Source organism: Paenibacillus soyae, from assembly GCF_024623455.1.
GTDB lineage: Bacteria > Bacillota > Bacilli > Paenibacillales > Paenibacillaceae > Pristimantibacillus > Pristimantibacillus soyae.
Map to the genome: position 1 here is coordinate 194,964 of NZ_JANIPJ010000005.1, position 20,339 is coordinate 215,302.

General features: G+C 57.8%; 19 protein-coding genes. 14 read left to right on the top strand and 5 right to left on the bottom strand.

The genetic code is table 11. The annotated features are described in order from the left end of the window. Positions 1–84: 84 nt before the first annotated feature. Together NQZ67_RS09450 and NQZ67_RS09455 are read left to right on the top strand one after the other, a co-directional pair. Positions 85–540, top strand: a complete 456-nt coding sequence (locus NQZ67_RS09450; RefSeq protein WP_257444921.1) for a DinB family protein — start codon at positions 85–87, stop codon at positions 538–540. A gap of 105 nt (positions 541–645) precedes the next feature. Continuing rightward, positions 646–792: a hypothetical protein gene (locus NQZ67_RS09455; protein WP_257444923.1), complete on the top strand. Its 147-nt coding sequence runs from the start codon at positions 646–648 to the stop codon at positions 790–792. A gap of 69 nt (positions 793–861) precedes the next feature. Here NQZ67_RS09455 and NQZ67_RS09460 read toward each other — a convergent pair whose 3' ends face one another. Further along, positions 862–1,968 (bottom strand): YggN family protein, encoded by a 1,107-nt coding sequence (locus tag NQZ67_RS09460; protein WP_257444925.1) that lies wholly within the window; start codon positions 1,966–1,968, stop codon positions 862–864. A gap of 183 nt (positions 1,969–2,151) precedes the next feature. Here NQZ67_RS09460 and NQZ67_RS09465 point away from each other — a divergent pair, with 183 nt between their 5' ends. From NQZ67_RS09465 to NQZ67_RS09490, 6 genes are all read left to right on the top strand, one after another. Further along, positions 2,152–2,826, top strand: coding sequence for a response regulator transcription factor (locus NQZ67_RS09465; protein WP_257444926.1), 675 nt, complete (start codon positions 2,152–2,154; stop codon positions 2,824–2,826). After that, positions 2,823–4,262, top strand: coding sequence for a sensor histidine kinase (locus NQZ67_RS09470; RefSeq protein ID WP_257444927.1), 1,440 nt, complete (start codon positions 2,823–2,825; stop codon positions 4,260–4,262). Before NQZ67_RS09465 ends, NQZ67_RS09470 begins: the two co-directional genes overlap by 4 nt. Beyond that, the gene (locus NQZ67_RS09475; RefSeq protein WP_257444928.1) at positions 4,259–5,140 is read left to right on the top strand and encodes a PhzF family phenazine biosynthesis protein; all 882 of its coding nucleotides are present in this window, start codon (positions 4,259–4,261) and stop codon (positions 5,138–5,140) included. Before NQZ67_RS09470 ends, NQZ67_RS09475 begins: the two co-directional genes overlap by 4 nt. Before the next feature lie 128 nt (positions 5,141–5,268). Next, on the top strand, positions 5,269–6,180 hold the full coding sequence (locus NQZ67_RS09480; protein ID WP_257444930.1) for an ABC transporter ATP-binding protein: 912 nt from the start codon (positions 5,269–5,271) through the stop codon (positions 6,178–6,180). Then, a complete protein-coding gene (locus tag NQZ67_RS09485) occupies positions 6,177–6,890 on the top strand; it encodes an ABC transporter permease (RefSeq protein WP_306812786.1) in 714 nt (237 codons plus the stop codon). The genes NQZ67_RS09480 and NQZ67_RS09485 overlap by 4 nt, the downstream gene beginning before the upstream one ends. A gap of 1 nt (position 6,891) precedes the next feature. Continuing rightward, positions 6,892–7,638: an ABC transporter permease gene (locus tag NQZ67_RS09490; RefSeq protein WP_257444931.1), complete on the top strand. Its 747-nt coding sequence runs from the start codon at positions 6,892–6,894 to the stop codon at positions 7,636–7,638. 352 nt (positions 7,639–7,990) lie between these two features. Here NQZ67_RS09490 and NQZ67_RS09495 read toward each other — a convergent pair whose 3' ends face one another. Next, positions 7,991–9,346, bottom strand: coding sequence for an FtsW/RodA/SpoVE family cell cycle protein (locus NQZ67_RS09495; RefSeq protein WP_257444932.1), 1,356 nt, complete (start codon positions 9,344–9,346; stop codon positions 7,991–7,993). Then, positions 9,343–9,675, bottom strand: a complete 333-nt coding sequence (locus NQZ67_RS09500) for a PadR family transcriptional regulator (RefSeq protein WP_257444934.1) — start codon at positions 9,673–9,675, stop codon at positions 9,343–9,345. The genes NQZ67_RS09495 and NQZ67_RS09500 overlap by 4 nt, the downstream gene beginning before the upstream one ends. Before the next feature lie 88 nt (positions 9,676–9,763). On the opposite strand from NQZ67_RS09500, the gene NQZ67_RS09505 reads away from it, so the two are divergent. Together NQZ67_RS09505 and NQZ67_RS09510 are read left to right on the top strand one after the other, a co-directional pair. Continuing rightward, complete coding sequence (locus NQZ67_RS09505) at positions 9,764–10,201, top strand: hypothetical protein (protein WP_257444935.1); 438 nt, start codon at positions 9,764–9,766, stop codon at positions 10,199–10,201. Between the two features lie 249 nt (positions 10,202–10,450). Further along, positions 10,451–11,908, top strand: coding sequence for an FAD/NAD(P)-binding protein (locus tag NQZ67_RS09510; protein WP_257444937.1), 1,458 nt, complete (start codon positions 10,451–10,453; stop codon positions 11,906–11,908). Here NQZ67_RS09510 and NQZ67_RS09515 read toward each other — a convergent pair. Continuing rightward, the gene (locus NQZ67_RS09515; protein ID WP_257444938.1) at positions 11,851–12,759 is read right to left on the bottom strand and encodes a WYL domain-containing protein; all 909 of its coding nucleotides are present in this window, start codon (positions 12,757–12,759) and stop codon (positions 11,851–11,853) included. The genes NQZ67_RS09510 and NQZ67_RS09515 overlap by 58 nt on opposite strands. Beyond that, positions 12,734–14,059, bottom strand: coding sequence for a helix-turn-helix transcriptional regulator (locus tag NQZ67_RS09520; RefSeq protein ID WP_257444939.1), 1,326 nt, complete (start codon positions 14,057–14,059; stop codon positions 12,734–12,736). Before NQZ67_RS09520 ends, NQZ67_RS09515 begins: the two co-directional genes overlap by 26 nt. Positions 14,060–14,266: 207 nt before the next feature. On the opposite strand from NQZ67_RS09520, the gene NQZ67_RS09525 reads away from it, so the two are divergent. From NQZ67_RS09525 to NQZ67_RS09540, 4 genes are read left to right on the top strand one after another with little or no spacing between them, the layout of a single operon-like run. Then, positions 14,267–15,076, top strand: coding sequence for a nucleotidyltransferase domain-containing protein (locus NQZ67_RS09525; RefSeq protein ID WP_257444940.1), 810 nt, complete (start codon positions 14,267–14,269; stop codon positions 15,074–15,076). A 45-nt stretch (positions 15,077–15,121) separates the two neighbouring features. Next, entirely contained in the window at positions 15,122–16,402 is a 1,281-nt protein-coding gene (locus NQZ67_RS09530) for a class I SAM-dependent methyltransferase (RefSeq protein ID WP_257444941.1), read from the top strand. Between the two features lie 6 nt (positions 16,403–16,408). Beyond that, on the top strand, positions 16,409–18,997 hold the full coding sequence (locus NQZ67_RS09535; RefSeq protein WP_257445086.1) for a metallophosphoesterase: 2,589 nt from the start codon (positions 16,409–16,411) through the stop codon (positions 18,995–18,997). Positions 18,998–19,031: 34 nt separating this feature from the next. After that, entirely contained in the window at positions 19,032–20,258 is a 1,227-nt protein-coding gene (locus NQZ67_RS09540; RefSeq protein WP_257444942.1) for an RtcB family protein, read from the top strand. The last annotated feature ends 81 nt before the right edge of the window (positions 20,259–20,339 follow it).

Sequence of the window (20,339 nt, forward strand, 5' to 3'; positions counted from 1 at the left end):
TCAAATTGACAGGAAAAGGATGAACTCCGCTCGCAAACCATGTATGCTAGTGTCAAAGCCTATGGAAACGGAGTGAGGTCGACGATGAAAACTTTAACCAGAATGATGGAGCATCTCTATTGGGCGAATGGAAGGCTGGCTGCGGCGATGAAGGAGCAGGGGGCGGATCATCCGGAAGCGCTTCGTCTGCTGCGTCATGTGGTGATGGCGGAGCGGGTGTGGCTGACCCGGCTGCAGGGCAACGATAGCTCGCATCTCGCCATATGGAATACCTCGGAGACGCTTGACGAGTTAATCGGGATGCTGGGACGGAACGAGCGGGGCTACCGCTCCTACATGGAAGGATTAAGCGAGGAACGGCTGGACGATATCGTCGATTACCGAAATCAAAGCGGAGCGCCCTTCCGCACGTCCATCCGCGACATCGTGACGCATGTGGCGCTGCATGGGCAATACCACCGGGGGCAGATCAACCGCATTTTGCGAGCGGAGTCGCTTGAGCCGGTCGGGCTGGACTTTATTTTGTTCGCGCGGGATTAGAGGGGGTACAATTATTCGGGATAGACGCGGATAAGGTGTTAACGATTAAGGTGGCGAAATAATCGCGGCATGTAGGAGCGAGCTTGTGAGGAGGGCGGCAAGCAGATGCAAGAAAAGGTCGGCAACTGCGCGGAATGCGGCGGAGACGTATATTGCAGAGGAGGCTTTCTGCAGGGCGTTGTTCAGGAAGACGGAACGCTCATCTGCTTCTCGTGCATGGACGAAGCGGAGGGCGAACGCGACCCGGATTGAATAAAAAAAGCTGGATGTTCAAGAGGCGAAGGCGTCTTGGAATCCAGCTTTTTTTGGCGTGTTAAGACCTTATTGTTCGATCCCGTCAATCCGCCACTGCTCGGCGGGAGACATGCGGCGCATCCGAAACACGCTGCGCGCTTGATCTCGGCACGCTCCGCCTCGGATGAGGCAGGTTTCGACCGGAATATCGACGGCTACCATCGTTTCGAAGGCGGCGTTCTCCTCCATGAAGCGATGGCGGACCGTTCCTCGCTCCGCTCCGAAGTGGCGCATGTGGGCCTGCTCGTGCCCGGCGTTCGAGAACAGCTCCTCCATCAGCTGGCTGTCCCCGTATTCGTTCGCGAGGAAGAAGGCGTTGATCATATCGTACGGATCCAGCTTCCGCTTGAACGCGTCAAGCGCGCCGGCGGCCTTGGCGACCATGAATTGATGCCCTAGATCGATATTGCCTTTGCCGTGGGTGGCGCTTCCGAGAAAATGAATGCAGAAATGTCCGCTGAAGCCGTTGTTCGGAATGCCGTCGCCGCCATGAGGCATGCCGTGCATGGAGGCGGCCAGCGTCCGGCCATTCGCTTCGACGAGAATTGCCCGGCGATGCCAGCTCCACTTGCCGTTGTAGATTTGCTTCATGATATCGGTATCGCCCTTCGTCAGAGGCTGCACGTCGGCGTGGCTGCTTCCCGCTCTTCGCTGGGCGTTGAAGGATAGTCCGCTCTCCAGGTCGATGACCTTGAGCTTGGCCTTCCTCGGAATGACGGTTCTCGCTTCCTCCCAGGGCAGCAGCTCGCCGTAATGCCGGGCGCGAAGCTCTTGCGAGGCCGCAAGCAGCTTCTGTCTGGCCGCCGGCTTCAAGATTAGCTCCTTGCCGTCTTCCAGGTGCAGATTGCCGTCGGGATCCACGCGGTACACCGTCGCGCCGCCCGACTTGCCGGTCACCGTCAAGTAGGTGTCCGTCGATGGCAGGGACGCGTCGTCCACGGTGACGGCTCCTTTGAATAACGCCGCGATAGGCATGCTTTGTTTGGTTGCATAAGCCGCATTCGGCGATGCTTTGACGGACAGCTCCGCCTCGCCGGCCGAGCCTTCGGACTTGGCGCTTACGAATGGGGAGGGGATCAGTCCGAAGAGAAGCAGCAGAGCTGCCGCGAAATTTCGAAATCGAAAAGCTTTCATAACGGGTAACCCAACTCCTTTCTTCCTTTTTTTAGCTTTGCAAGAAACCGGAGCTTCATACATGATTCGAAGAAAAAAATGTCGAATTCCGCTGCGGCGGCTCGTGCCGGCGCTCCCGGCTTTCCCTAAGCTTTCCAATAGGCTTATAATTTGTTCAAGAAGCGACGGGAGGATCATGGGGAAATGAATACCGAGCTGTTATATATTGAAGACGATCGGGAGATCGGGACATTCGTGGTCCAGCATCTGCGTTCCAGCGGCTACGAAGTGAAATGGCTGAGAAGCGGGGAGCAGGCGGTGGAGCAGGCGGAAGGCTGCAAGCTGGTCATTCTGGACGTCATGCTGCCGGGGCTTGACGGGTTTACCGTCGGACAGAGGCTGAAAAAAGCGATGCCCGGGCTGCCGATTCTCATGCTGTCGGCCCGCACGGCAATCGACGATAAGCTGCAGGGGCTGCAGTTCGCGGACGATTACGTCACCAAGCCGTTCCATCCGGATGAATTAACGGCAAGAATCGAGGTGCTGCTGCGGCGCTCCGGCAATCATGCTCCGGAAGCCTTGCAGGTGAAGCATCTGCTCGTGCACGAACGCGAGAACCGGATCGTGAACGGCGAGACGGGGGAGGAAATCCTTTTAAGCGGCAAACAATTTCACATCTTTAACTATTTGCTCCGTCATCTGGGCCAGATCATGACCAAAGAACAAATCTACGAGTCGGTGTGGGGCGAGCCCTATCTCGAAGGGGATAAGACGCTGATGGTCCATATCCGCTATCTCCGCGAGAAGATCGAGAAGGATCCCGCGGCGCCGGCCATCATCGAGACGGTGCGCGGCATCGGCTATCGGGTGCGGGCATGAGCGCGAGGCGGGACGGAAGAAGAAAACAAGGCTTTTTCGCCCGTCAATCGCTCCTGACGCGGTATATATTGATCGTGGTGAGCGGCTTCCTGTTTATCCCGATTATTATTCCGCTGGCGAGCTTGGTCTATATGACGACGAGCGCAATTGGCGGAGGCGACGACGTGCGCTTCACGATGAAATATGGCAACGCGGGCGAGGTGGAGATGGATTGGCATGCCGAGGCAAGGTCTCTTCGAGGCGGACGGCCGGATGAGGTGAATGCCCGGCTTCGCGCGCTGGCGGACGAGTATCCCGAGGCCTCCTTGTTCTGGGTCGATGCGGAAGGGCAAACTCGGCTTCGGTTGCCGGAGGACGCGGAAGGCGAGGGCGGCGTGCCGGACCATTGGTCGGCGGACGATGCAGTCCGGTTTATGAAGACGAGCGTCGGTGGCGATCCGTTTACGGTGGTGGCGTTTCTCGGAGAGAACAACGGGGAAGCGGCGTTCATGGCGCTGCAGCTGCCGCGCAAGCTCGTGGAAGCGGGGCCTTCGAGCGGCAGCGGCACGACGTTTTTTGTCGCGTTTGTTTGCGTGAGCTTCGTCTTGTTTACGGCGTTGTCGCTGTTGTTTTTCCTGCGTATTCGCAAGCGGCTCCTGCTCCTGCAGGCGGCTATGTCGAAGCGGGGAGAGCATGGGCTTCCCGCTCCCGTCGAGGTGAAGAGGGCGGATGAAATCGGCGGACTGGAAGGGGCCTTTAACGGCATGGTCGAGCAATTGAAGGCCGGACGGGAGCGCCAGCAGGAAGAGGAAGAGCTGCGCAAGAAGCTCATTTCCAATCTGTCGCATGATCTGAGGACGCCGCTTACCGTGATGCGGGGTCACTTGTATACGCTAGGCAAGGAGCCGCTGAGCGGCGCGGGCAAGGAGTCGTTGGCCACCCTGGAGCGTAAGGCAGACGGACTAGGCGAGCTGATCGACAATTTGCTGGCCTACACGCTGATGACAAGCGGCCGGTATCGGCTGGAGCCTGAGCCGGCGGATGTGTGGAGGTTGGCCCGGGAGAGCGCTGCGGCTTGGTATCCGGTATGGGAGAAGGCAGGCATCGAAGCCGATATTCGACTGCCTGCGGACCCGCTTGTGTGGAAGGTCGATAAGCTGGCGTTCCGTCGCATTCTGGACAACCTGTTTCAAAATATCGTCCGGCATGCCGCCGGCGGCAGGTACGCGGGCTTGTACGCCGAGCGGAGAGACGGCCGCCTCATGCTGGTCATCGAGGACCGGGGGCCGGGTCTGAGCGGAAGCTCGGAAGGCAAGGGCGCCGGGATCGGGCTGGCGATCGTGGAGTATCTGCTCCGCGAGATGGGGCTCGCTTGGGAGCGGGAAAGCTCGGAGATAGGGACGCGTATTTTGATATACCAGTCTGGCAGCAGTGAGACTTGGGGGGATAGCAGATGAAACGAGTGAAGGTGTATCATTATGACGCGTTCAGTTCGATTCCCCATATGGGAAATCCGGCCGGGGTCGTGTTGTTGGATGGGGATGACCTTACCGAGGAACAAATGCGGCAAGCGGCGGAAGCGGTAGGCTTCAACGAGACGGCTTTTCCGATGAAATCGGACAAGGCGGATGTTAGGATTCGTTTTTTTACTCCCGGTCATGAAATCAATCTATGCGGCCATGCCACGATGGCTACGATCTATGCCCTGAAGACGAGAGGTCTGCTAAGCGATTTGGCCGAGTTGACCATCGAAACAAAAGCCGGTGTGCTGCCGATCAGACTGGCTGCCGACAACGGGCTATGGATCACCATGAGGCAGGCGGCTCCGGAATTTCGTGAGTTCGCAGGCTCTCTGCATGCTCTGGCACATTCTATGGGAATAGAAGAGAGCGATATCGAGAAGGAAATGCCGATCGTCTACGGCAGCACGGGCACATGGACCTTGTTGATCCCGATCAGAACCTTGGAGGCTTTCAGCCGAATGAGGCCTGATAACGCGCTTTTTCCGTCTATTTTGAAAGAGATGCCAAGAGCGTCTATCCATCCTTTTTGCTTGGAGACCCATGATCCTTCGGCGCATATGCATGCCCGGCATTTCTCATCGCCGTATTCGGGCACGATCGAGGATCCCGTTACGGGTACCGCCTCGGGTGTGATGGGGGCTTACTACGCCAAATATTTGAGCAAGGGCTCGGATTCATCCTTTGACCTTCTGATCGAGCAGGGGCAGGAGCTGGGGAGAGACGGCAGAGTCCGGGTCCGTGTAACGAACGGCGATGTTATCGAAGTGACGGGCAATGCCGTTTTCGTGAATGAATTCGAGATTTCGATTTAGTCTGCCTCCTCGGTAGGATTACAGGGCCGCCTTATTGGGCGGCTTTTTTTGTTTTTTAAACAGAATTTAAACTTCGCCGTTCGTTACCTTAACCTTGGCCTTGTAAGCTGATAACCGAGGTGAGGGAAATGAAGGAATGGGTAATCGAGACGAGCGCGCTCGGCAAGAGATATAAAGGGCGCTACGCGGTATCGAATCTGAACTTGAAAATTGGAAAAGGGGAAATTTACGGCTTCCTGGGACCGAACGGCGCGGGCAAAACAACGACGATCCGCATGCTGCTTGGACTCATCCAGCCGTCGAGCGGGGCGATCCGGATGTTCGGACAGCCTCTTCATAAGAACAAAATGTCCATCCTGCGGAGGATCGGATCGCTTGTGGAGTACCCGTCTTATTACGGGCATCTCAGCGCTACGGACAATCTGGAGGCGATCCGGCGAATCATTGACGCGCCAAAGGAGCGGATCGGCGAGGTGCTCGGCATCGTCGGGTTATCCAAGGAAGCGAAGCGCCCGGTTAAAGGTTTTTCGCTTGGGATGAAGCAGCGCCTAGGCATTGCCGGCGCTCTGCTCGGCAGTCCCGAGCTGCTGATCCTGGACGAACCGACGAATGGGCTGGATCCTGCGGGCATTCTGGAAATCCGCGAGCTGATTAAGTCGATGCCAAGGGAGTACGGGATAACGGTGTTAATCTCCAGCCATTTGCTTAGCGAGGTAGAACAGATGGCGCACAAGGTCGGCATCATCCGCCAAGGCGAGCTGGTCTTCCAGGATACGCTGGAAAGCTTGCAGCAGCAAGCTAGAGGCTGCGTTTCGCTTCGCGTATCGGATGCTGAGCGGGCGATGGTGCTGCTGGACGGCTGCGGCATCGATTCCTCGCTGGCGGGAGAGCATTTGAATTTGGACGGCACGGATGACGCCATCGTATCCAGAGCGGTCCAGGAGCTGGTAATGGCCGGTCACTCCGTATATCGGGCGGAGGAGCGGCGCAAGTCGCTGGAGGAGCTGTTCCTTCGCATCGTAGGGGAGGGACAGGGATGATGCTGGCTAAAGCTTTTCGCTCCGATCTCCTGAAGATCAAGGGAAAGGGATTGTGGCTTCTCGTCTGTCTCGCCCCGGTCGGATTGATCGCTTTGCAGGTGCTGAACTTCGGCCTTCGCTACGATTATTTGATGAAGCTTTACGCCGAAGATCTGTGGGGCGGCCTGCTCGACAGCCTGCTCATGTTCGTGCCGATCGCTCTGGTGATGGGCATGACCATTCTCAGCTCGCTGCTTGCGAATATCGAGCATTATACCAGCTCGTGGAAGCAGCTGCTCGCGCTGCCGATTCCGCGGACGGCGGTATTCGGGGCGAAGTTCGCGGTCGCGGCGGTTATGCTGGGCGTATCCTGCGCCTTGCTGGTTGTCGGGACGGTTGTTCTTGGCTTGGCGCTTGGTTTTCGCGCTGCCGATATGCCGGTCGCGGATATTTTCGCTTTAAGCTTTCTCCCGTATTTCGCCGCGTGGCCGTTTCTGGCGTTGTTTCTGTGGCTTTGCATGACATTCCGCAACCAGGCGGTTCCGCTCACGATCGGTATCGTATTGGCCGTGTTCACCCTGTTCGGAGTGTCGGAATGGCTTCCGGTCAGCTGGCCGATGCTGGCTTACACCGGGCCGGGGCAAGAGGTGTTTGTTGGAGCGGGATTGTTGGCCGGAGCGGTCATTCTGCTTGTTGGGATGGTTCACTTCAGCCGAAAGGATGTGGCTTAAGATGGGCATAAGAAGCTTTATGGGGCTGCTGGCCTCTGAACGGCTCAAGCTGGCGAAGTCGCCGATTTGGCTGCTCGTTCCCGTCAGTCCGGTCCTGGCGATGCTGATCGGGATTTTCTCGAATCTCGCGGATGTCGCGCCGGGGGAGCGTTACATGATTCTGCAGGCCGGCGTTTTCACCCTGCATGCGCTGCTGCTGCTGCCGCTGTTGACGGGGATCCTCTCTTCATTCGTCTGCCGGTTCGAGCATAGCGGCGGAGGCTGGAAAAGCCTGCTGTCCCTGCCGGTATCGAGGACGGGGTTGTATGCGGCGAAGTTTATTACGGTTGCCGTGCTGCTAGCGGCTGTGCAGCTGCTTATGTTGGCCGCGTTGGTCGTTGCGGTGGAGTATCATGGTCTGGATGGCGGCATAGACTGGGGCTTGGCCATTCCGGCGGTTGCGAGCGGGTGGGCGGCTTGCCTGCCGCTGGCGGCACTGCAGCTGTGGGCGTCCATCGGCTGGAGCAGCTTCGCCGCGCCGCTTGCCATTAACGTAGCGTTCACGCTGCCGAACATGCTGATCGTGAACTCCGAGACATTCAGCCCCTTCTACCCGTGGGCGCAGCCGTCTCTCGCCATGCTGTCGTCGGGCACGATGGACTTCGGGGGCTTCGCGATTCCGCTCGAGACGGTGCTGCTCACGATCGCGGGAAGCTTCCTTGTGTTCTTGTTCGGCGGTCTGATGCATATGAGGCGGAAGGAGATTTAGCGGGTGCATTTGTTGGTGAGGGAGTTGGGGAGCGGAGGGGCATGATGGGCTAGATCGAGCTCGGAGGCGGAGCGGGGTATGGAGTGACTATTGCGGGTTGAGCTGAGGGGCCGGACTGGACCAACAAATTCGGAAAATGATGCGATTATACATCAATTTAGCTCGCCAACTCGTAAAATCCAGGAAATTGCTGCGAAACTGCAGGATTTTCGCCCGATTGGCCGCCAATCCGCTCATAACAGCGAAAAATCCTGCACGCGGTGCAGGATTTTTCTTATCCATCGTATTGTGGCGTTGAAATGATGTAGTTTCGCAGCATTTCTTAATTCCGGTGGCGCGCTGCCAAGCTAAGCTAAGTAACCGGATGACTCGATTGGAGACGACCGATCATATCCCTGCGTCTGTAGATCCCCAGCATGAGGCCAGCCGCGGCAAATTCGAATATGGTGACGGAGCTCCAGTTCAGAATCGGCAGGTCGAAGCCGATTACCGGAACAAGTCCGACACTCATCAGAAGATTCCAGATTAATCGGACGGCGAATAGGGTACCTACTGAGAAAACAATGGATTTGCCGTAATCATCATGCAGCCGCATGCCCACCCGGAATGTGCGGAGAACAAAACCAAGCACGACAATGATGACGAAAGCTCCGAATACCCACCCTAAGCTGTAGACGAGGTTGGGGAACAACATTTCGCTGTAACTCTCGATAGGCGCATGCTCCTTGTTTGTATGGCCGAACGCAAATCCTTGACCCCACATGCCGCCGGACTTGATCGTATTCAGGGTGAATTTCGTCTGGTAGTTGTTATCCCAGTTGAGGAGCCGCTCTAGCCTTCCTTCCATCATCATTCGCCGGGATATATCGGTGAGGATTAGAATAGTTCCCAGCAAGACGGATATTCCGGACACGATCAGCAGTTGGAGTCTTCCGGACCAGAGTAGAAGAACGACCATTGCCGCAAAGTACGGAATGAACGATGCAATGGAGGGGGACGTCAGATAGAGGAAGGAGGGTATCCATGCATATACCAGAAGGTTCCTTATTCCCCTCGCTGCAATAATCCATTTCGAGTACTGATGAATGGAATTACCCTGCTTCTCTTGGACCAATAGTCCTGCAATCGCGATTAACAGGAGATAGGACGACACTGTGAATACATCCAGGCTAAAAGGTCCGAATTTCAGTATTTTCCGAGCGCCGTTTATAACCGGTCCGAATAGCCATGCATACATCATCAGCCCAATCGTCGCTCCGTAAAGCAGCCACGACCACTTCAACAGCCTCCGGTAATCCACAAAATAACATGCAATCATTAACGCGATTCCAGTCCCGCCGCAAATCCATTTTACGAAGTTAGCAGCCTGGTTTCCGTCTTGATTGGATGGCATGGCAAACAACGCCAGCACCGCAATCACAATCATGCCTGCTATTAGAGCGATTACGCTCCATTCCGGCTTCGGACGATGGACGGCATGGAAGCCTCTGCCTACCTCCACAGCTCCGCCCATATGCTTCAGCGCTTCGGCAATCGCCTCATCCCTCGACATCCCGGACTCCAGCTTCTCTTCGGCCAGCTCTTCGATATGGCATACCATTTCTTGTTCGATGTCCCCATGGACATCCTTCGCTTTCACTTGTCCGCAAATTTCCGAGATATAGCTTCGCACGGCAGGATGCTGAGAAATCCAGTCGCGTTCGCTCATACCGATCCCTCCCCAATGACGCGGTCAACCGTCGTGCGGAAGAGTGACCATTCCTGCTGCTTCTCCTCCAGCTGCCGTCGCCCATTTTCGGTGATTCGGTAATATTTGCGTTTGCGCCCGCCTTCCTCTTGCCAGTACGCCTCGACAAGCTTATCCGATTCCAGTGTATGGAGGATGGGGTACAACGTGCCCTCCTTCAACGTGAACACGCTCGCGGAAGTTCGTTCGATTTCTTTGGTCATCTCGTAACCGTACATGTCCTTGCGCGCGAGAAGCGACAGAATCATCATGACTGTGCTCCCCTTCATGAGCTCCTTGTTAATTTTCATGCGGCGGCATGCCCTCCAAACCCTATGTAATCTATGCATCGTAAATCTAGGTATAAGTATAGCGTCTAGCTCCGCAGTTGGCAAGTAAATGGATAATGATGAAGCTGTCGAGCAAATAGAGATGCCACAAACGTCTAAATGTGCGGAAGAGGCGGGTCTGGGGAAAATAGAGGTGCCACAAACGCCTAAATGTGCTGGAGAGGCAGGTCCGGAGCAAATAGAGGTGCCACAAACCTCTAAATGTGCTGAAGAGGCAGGTCCAGAGCAAATAGAGGTGCCACAAACGTCAAAATGTACTGAAGAGGCAGGTCCGGAGCAAATAGAGGTGCCACAAACGCCTAAATGTGCGGAAGTGGCTGGTCCGGAGCAAATAGAGGTGCCACAAACCTCTAAATGTGCGGAAGAGGCGGGTCTGGAGCAAATAGAGGTGCCACAAACGTCTAAATGTGCTGAAGAGGCAGGTTGGGAGCAAATAGAGGTGCCACAAACGCCTAAACGTGCTGAAGAGGCGGTCTGGAGCAAATAGAGGTGTCACAAACGTCTAATCGTGCTCCAGCCCCAGCCCCAGCCCCGGCCCAAGAAGCACAATCTATTGGTCATTGTGCACATTGCAATTTGAAGCGTTTGGTCGGAATCACCATAAAGTTGCGGAAGGCTTTAAAAGCGGCGGAAAACGCGATAAGATATGAAAAAAACAATGTCAGATTACATGACATAAGCTGTTCGTAGCATAGGGTATGGTGATGGAAAACTTCTACGTGGAGGGCTGATCCGCATGAGCATAGAGGCGCTGAATGAACGAGTGGCAACCGATTTATCCTATTTGGCCTATGGAGGGGCGAACTGGGTGCGGGAGATGAAGCATGATGAGGATCACGTGTACGACGTCGTCATCGTGGGCGGAGGGCAGAGCGGGCTTGGGCTCGCATTCGGCTTGCTTCGAGAGCGGATCCCGAACATTCTCGTCATCGACGACAATCCGGAGGGGCTCGAAGGTCCTTGGGACACGTACGCCCGGATGGTGACGCTTCGAACGCCGAAGCACCTGACCTCCATCGATCTAGGCATCCCATCCCTGACCTTCCGATCATGGTGGGAGGCGCAGAAGGGAGCGGAGGCTTGGGCAGAAGTCGATAAAATACCGCGAGGCGACTGGATGAATTACCTGCGCTGGTACCGGAGCGTCCTGAAGCTTCCCGTCGTCAACGAAACGAAGCTGACGCTCATCGAGCCGATTAGCCAAGGGTTGCATCGCCTGCATCTGGAAAGCCCGGGGAGCCTGGCCAAGCAGCAATTATTCGCCCGCAAGGTCGTCCTGGCGACGGGCATCCAGGGAGGAGGCGAATGGCATGTGCCGGAGCTGATCAAACATAAAGTGCCGCGCCATCTCTACGCCCACACGTCCGAGGCCATCGACTTCCGCAGGCTGCGGGGGAAAAAGATAGCCGTGCTGGGCGGAGGCGCTTCCGCCTTCGACAATGCGCAGTACGCGCTGTCCGAAGGCGCGGCCGAGGCGCATGTGTTCGTGCGGCGCAAGGAGCTGCCGCGCGTCAACCCGATCCGCCAAATGGAGGGCTCGGGCATGATCGAGCGATTCCAGGCGCTTTCCGACGCGGACAAATATGCGGTCATCGCGCATTTCTATAAGCATAACCAGCCGCCGACCAACGACACGTTCGCGAGAGCGGCGGCTTACCCGGGCTTCCGTCTGCATCTCGGCTCTCCTTGGCTGGATGCGGCTCCCGCGGATGAAGGAGTCGTCGTGACCACGCCGCAGGGAAGGTTCCGGTACGACTTCCTCATGATCAGCACCGGTCTCGTATCGGATCCGGCGCTGCGTCCGGAGCTGCGTCTCGTCGAAGGCGATATCGCGCGCTGGGCGGACCGCTACGCCGCCCCGGCCGAGGTCGCGAGCCCGATGCTGGACGCCCATCCGTATTTGATGCCGGGCTTCGGATTTACGGGCCGCACGGAGGAGGGAGCACGCAGGCTTCACGGCTTATTCGCTTTCAATTATTCGGTAATGGTTAGCTGCGGATTGTCCGCATCCGCGATATCCGGCATGAGATTCGCCATTCCGAAGCTCGTGTCCTCCATCGCGGATCAGCTGTTCATGGATGACAGGGAGACGATCCTTCGCAACTTCTATGCCTATGGCGATGCGGAATTCACCGGTCAGTGGACGCCGCCGCCGTCGGCCGGCGAAGAGGATGTCGAGCCCTCCGCTTCCTGAGCGGATAGCCGCTTGTCTGCTTCATCGGCGCTGGCAACGGGTGCGGACTCCTCCAGCTCGCCGTACCTTCGCAGCGTCTTGGTGGCCGACTCCAGCATGCGGCGCTTCATATATTCGCCTTCGACGATGCGGACGCGCAGGCCGAGGAAGCGGATTCTCGACAGCAGAAATTCGCTTTCGTCCCCGAGATATTGGATACGAATGCGGTAAATGCCGCTGTCCTCGTCGAAGGAAACGCTCTTATCGAAGCAGGAGAACGCGGATAGAATGCGGGACAGCTCCGCGTTGTAGCCCTTCACGACCTCCACCTCCGCGGAGCGGACGCGCTGGGCAAGCGCCCGGGCCAGCCATGCTTTGGCCTCGGCCGTCCGCTGACGGGATGGCTCCCATTCCTCCAGCGAGATGATGTTCCGCAGCCGGGTCGACATCAGGGCGCGGCGGCGCGTCTCGTACCAGAGCAAGTACCATTCCCGCTTCACCATCGAATACTCCAGCTTGAAGGGAATGCCGGACTGACGGGACCGGACGCCGCCGTGCTTGAGGGCGATACTCATCCGGATGCCTTTGCCGTCCGCTATCGAGCGGCGAAGCTGCCGCAGGAGCGGGTGGTAGATTTGGCGAACCTCGCTTCGTCCGCGCTCGATTATAATCTCTTGCAGACGGTAATCTTCTTCCTCATGCAGCATCTCCCGGAGCTTCTCACGCGTGCTCTTCTCGAACGCCGGTTCTGCCGCCTCGCGCTCCAGCATCGCCTTCAGCCACGAGCGCTCCTGCGAAGTGAGCGCGTAGGAGCCCGTCTCCTCGAGCCGCGAGATGATTTGGTAATTAAAGATCTTCTCGAACGGGTTCATAATACGCGTAGAGCTCCTTCCACTCCTGAATAAATTCCTTGCGGAGCCATGCCGGCTCGAGCACCTCGCAGCTGGAACCGAAGCTCCGCAGCCAAGGCTTTATCTCCGTCAGGCCGTTCACCGTGATTTCGTAGAGGAACGTCTCGTCGGTCTCGTCGGTGACGGTGCCCCATTGCCCTTGCGAGAGCACGCGGTCCTTCACGAAATTGTTGCGGGTGCCCTCGGGATTGAAGAAACGGACGACGACCTTGAACGGCCTCGACGTATCGATTACCCAGCTGATCTTCAGCTTCTCCTCCGCGCTGTCCAGCCTCATCGCGAATTCCTCTTGGCTCACTTCCTCGGTCGCCTCGAGCTCTGTCAATCCCTCCATTCGGAATTTCATCAGCCCTTGGCGGGCGTTATGCCCGACGAGATACCATCTGCCGTATTGGTGGTCATAAATGACCTTCAGCGGCAGGATAATTTCGTACAGGCCTTCCGTTTGGCGTTCGAACAGCGGGTTCGTGTTTTTGGAGTTATAGCGCGTTCCCTTCTTGGGGGAGAGGTACAGAAATTTCAGCCTCCGCCGGCTCTCGATCGCCTTGTAGATCGTGAATAGATGGGCTTCGTCCAAGATGCGAGAGTGAAAATGGTATTTGTACACGTGCGTCTCGGTAACTTCGGAATGAAGACCGCGCGCCTTGAGCGCCTTCTTCAGCGTGTCCCGCAGCAAATAACCTTGGACGGAGGGCACCTGCGTATTGGCCAGAACGTCCACGAAATCGTACAGATCGATAAGTTCGTCGTCCGTGAGACGGTCAACGAGCTCGGTTCGCGCGCGGTAGCGGAAAGGACGTTTGTCATCCGCCCGCCTTATGACGCCGACCTCTTCGAGATATTTCAGATCGCCGCGGATCGTCTTCTCGTCGGGGGCGGGCAAGTCGGCAGGCAGCTCGTCGCAGAGGAAGTCCATGAGCTCCTTGGCCGCAAGCTCGCGCTCGCGCAGCGCGGACATAATGAGCGCCAGCCGGATGCTCTCCGTTTCCTTCAGCGACTTCGCACGATAGAGGAATAAGAGGAGCGGATCGGCGGACTCGTAGTGGTTATAGCGCAAACCCTCCGCCAGCTCCGCGCCTTGCTCCTTCGTAAGGCCGTGCTGCCCGGCGTTCATCATTTCCTTTAGGTAACGAAGCGTCTTATCGTACGTGTGCACGGAAATGCCGAGCCGGGCCGCGAATTGCTGCCTGCTATAAGCGCCGCCCGTCAGCGCGAGCAGCCGAAGAAACTGAATCTCTTTGTCGAAGCTTTCCCTTGCCATGGCCCGATGCCCCCTCTCTCCGAAGTAAGTACATCCATTTTAACACGATACATTCCGGGAAAAAGGGGAAAATGGGAAAAATGGGGCGTCGCCATACTTTCGCCCTGTTCGCGCGCGCGCGATTGGGAGACAATGGGGGCAGCTAATAACGAAGCGCCGAAACGACCAGTCAGGCGCGCACGGCAATGATAGAGAGGAGCAATCAGCATGAGTCATGACGCGACCGACAACCTATCGGCGACGATAGCAGCCGAGATTCGCAGCGAGCTGCAGCGGCTCGAAGCCGAGGAGAGCATCAAAATTTTATACGCCTGCGAGTCCGGCAGCCGGGCATGGGGCTTCCCGTCGCGGGACAGTGATTACGACGTCCGGTTTATCTATATTCGTCCGGTCGACTGGTACTTGTCGATCTTCGATAAGCGCGACGTCATCGAGCGCCCGATTAGCGACATGCTGGATATTAGCGGCTGGGATCTGCGCAAGACGCTGAACCTGTTCCGCAAGTCGAATCCCCCGCTCATGGAGTGGCTCGGTTCGCCGATCGTTTACTCCGAAGCGCACGGCACGGCGGATCGGCTTCGCGAGCTCAGCGGGCAGGCTTTTTCGCCCAAGGCGAGCATCTATCATTATCTGCACATGGCGCGCGGCAACTACAGAACGTATCTGCAAGGCGACAGCGTGCGGATCAAAAAATATTTTTACGTGCTGCGTCCGATCCTCGCCTGCGAATGGATCCGCAAGTACGGCGAAATGCCGCCGATGACGTTCGACAAGCTCGTCTGCGACCTCGTGCCGGCAGGCGGCGAGCTCCGTCTTCTAATCGAAGAGCTGCTGGCGCGCAAGAAAGCGGGCGAGGAGCTCGATTACGAGCCGAAGCTTCATGTCCTTAATGATTATATTGAGCGCCAGCTCGTCCATCTGGAGCAAGAGGCATTCAAGATGCAGGCCGCCAAGTCCGATGTCGACGGCTTGCTGGACAATTTGTTCCGCGCTGCGCTGCGGGAAGCGTGGGAGTAACCCGCAGGCGCGCTTTTTTTACCAAGGGAGAGGGGAAAACAACCTATGGCTATCGTACAACTGAAATCGACGAATCCGTCGTTTACTTATTTGATCCGCAAAAATCCCGGTACCGGCATGCAGCTCCGCTCCGTGCGGCAAGGCATGGCCTACGGCTGGTATTCGGACGCCGAGACGTACAACGTCTACTTCAAAGACGCCGATAACGGCATCTCGTATAAACAGGACGCGGGCGAGAGCTTCGAATACTTGAACGTGTCGCGGTACAACACGCCGCTGTTCCCGCTTAACGCCATTAATGAATTTCTCGCCTCGCCGTTCAAATCCTTGGACGACCGGGATGCCGATGGGTTCGACAACGCGTTCTACATCAACATGATCCACGTGGACCGGGGGCATTACATCGATTTTTTCCGCAAGCATCTGCCCGGCTTCCAGTTCGACTTGGAGCACCGCTCGCACAAAAGCTACGCCCTGACGATCTCCACGAGCAGAAGCCTTCACCATCTGCTGCATGTCGTAAGCGTGCTGTGTCTGTTTCTCTCCGTGTTCGGGGACGAATATATCGACATTTCGGACGCCGTCCTGGACAAATACATTCGCAGCTTGAACGTCATCGACGCGCCGTTCTATATTCGCAGCCTGTTCGCCAGAAGCTTCCTGACGACCCGCGAGCGGTTCAAAGCGTACCAGGCGGAAATCGAGCGGACCGGGCGTTACGCCATCCGATTGGAATACGGAGGAACGGCGCAGCAGCGGAGAAGTTTTATCGGGAGCCGCCTGAAGTTCGAACGGCCGATCGTGGACGTCGGCTGCGGCGAAGGCTTCTACGCGATTCCGTTCGCCCAGAAGATCGAGGACACCTATTACGCCATCGATATTAACGAGGAGCTGCATCCCATCGTGCAGCGCAAAGCCGCGGCCAAAGACATCGACAACATCGCGCTGTTCGCGTCGCTCGACCACTTCCTGGAGGCATACAACGGGGAGCCCGTCGACGTCATTTTGACCGAGGTGATCGAGCATATGCCGGAGGAGGACGCGGCGGCTTTCATCCGTCAGATCATGACCGCGATTCAGTTCGAGAGGTTCGTCATTACGACGCCGAACGCCGACTTCAACGGTTACTACGAGCTGGAGAGCTTCCGGCATGACGATCACAAATGGGAGATGGGGCGCGCGGCGTTCGAGGAATGGTTCGGACGAACGTTGGAGGCGGCCTGCGGTGACGGCGAGCCGTTCCGCTATGAAGTTGTCGCCATCGGCGACAGCGTGGACGGCATTCACACGACGCAAGGCATTGTCGTATACGGGAGGGGAGCTTAGACCATGATGAACATCAAGACCAAAGTGCATACGATTTTTCTGCTGGTCGGGACGACCGAATGCGGTAAATCCACCTTCTCGAAGGAGGTGCTGATCCCGCAACTGCAGCGCTTCGAGCCGGCCGTGAACGCGAGGGCGAACGTGCAATATTTGTCCTCCGACGCGATCCGGCAGGAGCTTCTCGGCTACGGGTACGACAAATACGAGCAGGTCATGCATGAGGCGAGCTCGCACGCGTTCCGCTTATTGTTCGAGAAGCTGAAGGTGGCGACGTCGTTCCCGGTTAACGCGGAATTCGTGATCGTCGATACGCTTGGCCTCGCCGAGGATTTCCGGTCTCAGGTGCGCGAGATCGCGGCGGAAAACAACTACAACGTGGAGGTTGTCCTATTCGACTACCGGAAGCGCGAAGATTACTATAATTCGGAACGGTCGAAGAAGCTCATCAGCGGCCACTTGAACCGTCTCCGGAGGGAAGTGCTGCCGGTGCTGTCGCGCGAAGGTTACGCGGCCGTTCACAAGGTGCGCGCCAAGGACTTCTACGACCCGGCGACGGGAGCAGGCAATCCGGCGTACACCGTAGACATCGCGGACTGGAACGCCTACATGGCGGCGCATCTTCCGCAGGATCAGAAGTACATCGTCGTCGGCGACGTGCATGAATGCGTGGCCGAGCTGCAAGGGCTGCTTCGGAGCCACGGCTTCCATGTCGGGGATGACGGGCGGCTAGAGGCGACGGACCGCGTGCGGGATACCCGCGTCATTCTCGCCGGGGACTGGATCGACAAAGGCAAGCAAACGCGCGGCGTCGTCGAGTTTCTGTATACGAATCGGGAGTTCTTCCTATTCGTGCTCGGCAACCACGAAAACTTCGTGTACAAATATTTGAAGGGCGACATCGACGGGGCGGATCCCGGGCTGCTCGAGACATACTTCGATTCCGTGCCGGTGCTGGCGCAGGATGCGGCGCTTCGGGAGAAGTTCTACGCCCTCGTCGAAAGCGCCCAGCCGTTCTACAGGCACGTGGGCACGCAGGGCCCATCTTATTACGTGACGCACGCGCCGTGCCGGAACAAATATATCGGCAAGCTGGACGCGAATTCGGCCCGCCATCAGCGCAACTTCCGGCTGGATCGGGAGACGGATACCGAAGCGCAGCTGTCATTCCTCCAAGAGGAGGCGGCCGGCAGCCATCCTTACCATCTGTTCGGGCATATCGCGGCCAAGCAAGCGTTCCGCATCCGCAACAAGATCCACCTCGACTCCGGCTGTGCGCACGGCAACGCGTTGACGACGGTGACGGTCACGTTCAAGCCGTTTTTCAAAAGCTTCCGTTCCGGCAACGCGGCGTTGCAAGAGCAGCTGCCGATATTGTTTCAGGCAGAGAAGAAGGTCGACGTGAAAGAACTGGACGAAGCATCGGTTCGCCGGCTGCGTTACAGCTCCCGGAACCGGGTCAACTTCATCTCCGGCACGATGTCGCCGGCCGACAAGGATATGGCGGCCGGCGAGCTGGAGTCGCTGGCGCGCGGATTGGACTATTTCCGCGAGAGAGGCGCCGGCAAGGTGGTCCTGCAGCCCAAATATATGGGCTCCCGATGCAACGTGTACCTGTTCCGGGAGCCGGAGCGCTGCTACGCGATCAGCCGCAACGGCTATAAGATTAAGGCGGTCGACATGGCGCCGGTCTATCATTCGCTGCTCGAGAGACTGGGCGGATATATGGACGCCAATGCGCTGGACGGCCTGCTGCTGGACGGCGAGCTTCTGCCATGGAAGGCGCTGGGCGAAGGGCTGATCGAGCGTCAATTCAAGCCGATCGGCAAGGCGCTCGAGTCGGAGCTAGCTTTCCTTAAGGCGCATGGCTTCGAGGAGGCGTTGTCCGGATTAATCACTCAATACGCGGCGAGCGGCTTCGAGAAGGAGCAGCACACCGCCTCCAAGGCGGCGCTGTCGGACAAATACGGCGCGCATGTGTACCAGACCTATAAATATGTGCGCGAGGTTCGCGATTCGTTCGTTCCGCTGGAGATGCACGAGGAAGCTTACCGCACGTACGATCAGCAGCTGGAGCTGTACGCGGCGGATGCGGAGCTGTCTTACAAGCCATTTGCCATTCTGAAGGAGATGCTGGCGAACGGGGAGGAGCGCTTGCCTGACGCGGACACTTCCGAGATGTACCGGCTGCTGAACGACGACCGATGTTTGGTGCTTGATTTGAACGAGGCTTCCTCCTATAATGCGGCAGAGCAATTCTTCCGGACGCTGACGGTAGAGCAGGGCATGGAGGGCGTCGTCATCAAGCCGGAGCGGGAGGCGCAGGGTGCCGTACCGTATTTGAAGGTTCGCAACCCCGGCTATCTGTCCATCATTTATGGCTATGACTACAAGTTCCCGCACAAATACGATAAGCTATTGAAGCAGAAAAATATAACCCCGAAGCTCCGCACGTCCTTGAGCGAGCATCGGCTAGGGCAGCAGCTGCTGGCGATCAAGCTGGACGACATCTCGCCGGAGAATGAACGGTACAAGGAAATTGCGGCCAGTCTGTTGTTCGAGGTCGCGAAGGAGAAGGATATTGATCCAAGATTGTAAGGGATTTGCGCAAGGATAGAAGGAGTGAACGAACATGGCTTACCAAACAATCGGCGGCGTGCGCGTCTGGGGGACTCCCGACGAAGGCGCGCTGTCGCAAGCGCAGACCTGCGCCGAGCACGGCAACGTCGTCCAGGCGCTGCTCATGGCGGACCATCACAAAGGCTACAGCCAGCCGATCGGCGGCGTCATTGCTTACGAGGGGCAAATTTCGCCGTCGGGCGTCGGCTACGACATCGGCTGCGGTAACAAGGCGGTCCGCACGAATCTGATGGCGGGGGACATCAAGCCGCGGCTCGGCGCGGTCATGAACGAGCTTGCGCGCAAGGTTTCGTTCGGCATCGGCCGGGCGAACAGCGAGAGGGTCGACCACGAGCTGTTCGACGATCCGGACTGGAGCGTGTACGCCGCGATTGGCCGTCAGGAGCACGACAAGCTGAAGGCGCTGGCGCGCGACCAGCTCGGCACGGTTGGCAGCGGCAACCACTACGTCGATCTGTTCGAGGATACGGATACGGGGAGACTATGGGTCGGCAACCACTTCGGGAGCAGAGGCTTCGGGCATAAAACGGCCAGCGGCTTCCTGAACTTGGCCGCGGGACGCGAATTTCTCGGCAAAGCGCCGGGCGAATCGATGGATCAGCCTCCGGTGCTGCTGGACCTCGCGAGCGAGGTCGGCGATATGTACGAACGCGCGATGAAGCTGGCGGGACGCTACGCTTACGCCGGAAGGGACTATGTCATCCGCCAGGTGCTAGGGCTTCTGGGGGCCGAAGCGGATTTCGAGGTGCACAACCATCACAACTTCGCGTGGCGGGAAGTGCATGACGGCCGCGAGACGGTGGTCGTGCGGAAGGGCGCGACGCCGTCCGCGCCGGGGCAGCTTGGTTTTATCGGCGGGAGCATGGGCGACATCTCCGTCATCGTGCGAGGCAAGGACACGGAGGAGAACCGGGAGTCGTTCTACAGCACCGTGCACGGCGCGGGCCGCATTATGAGCCGGACGCAGGCCGCCGGCAAAATGAACTGGAAGACGCGCACCCGCTCCGGCGGCGCGATCTCCGAGGAGCAGATGCGCGAAGCGGTACACGACTTCGGCGTCGAGCTGCGCGGGGCGGGCACGGACGAAAGCCCGTTCGTCTACCGCAAGCTGCGCGAGGTGCTGGACGCGCATGCCGAGACGATCGACGTGCTGCATGTGCTGAAGCCGATCGGCGTCTGCATGGCGGGCGCGGACGAGTTCGATCCGTATAAGGATTAGAGAAGAAACGCCAAGCCGATGAAATTCGTCGGTCTTGGCGTTTTTGATTTACTGTTGGTCCTTGTTATGAGCTCTATATCT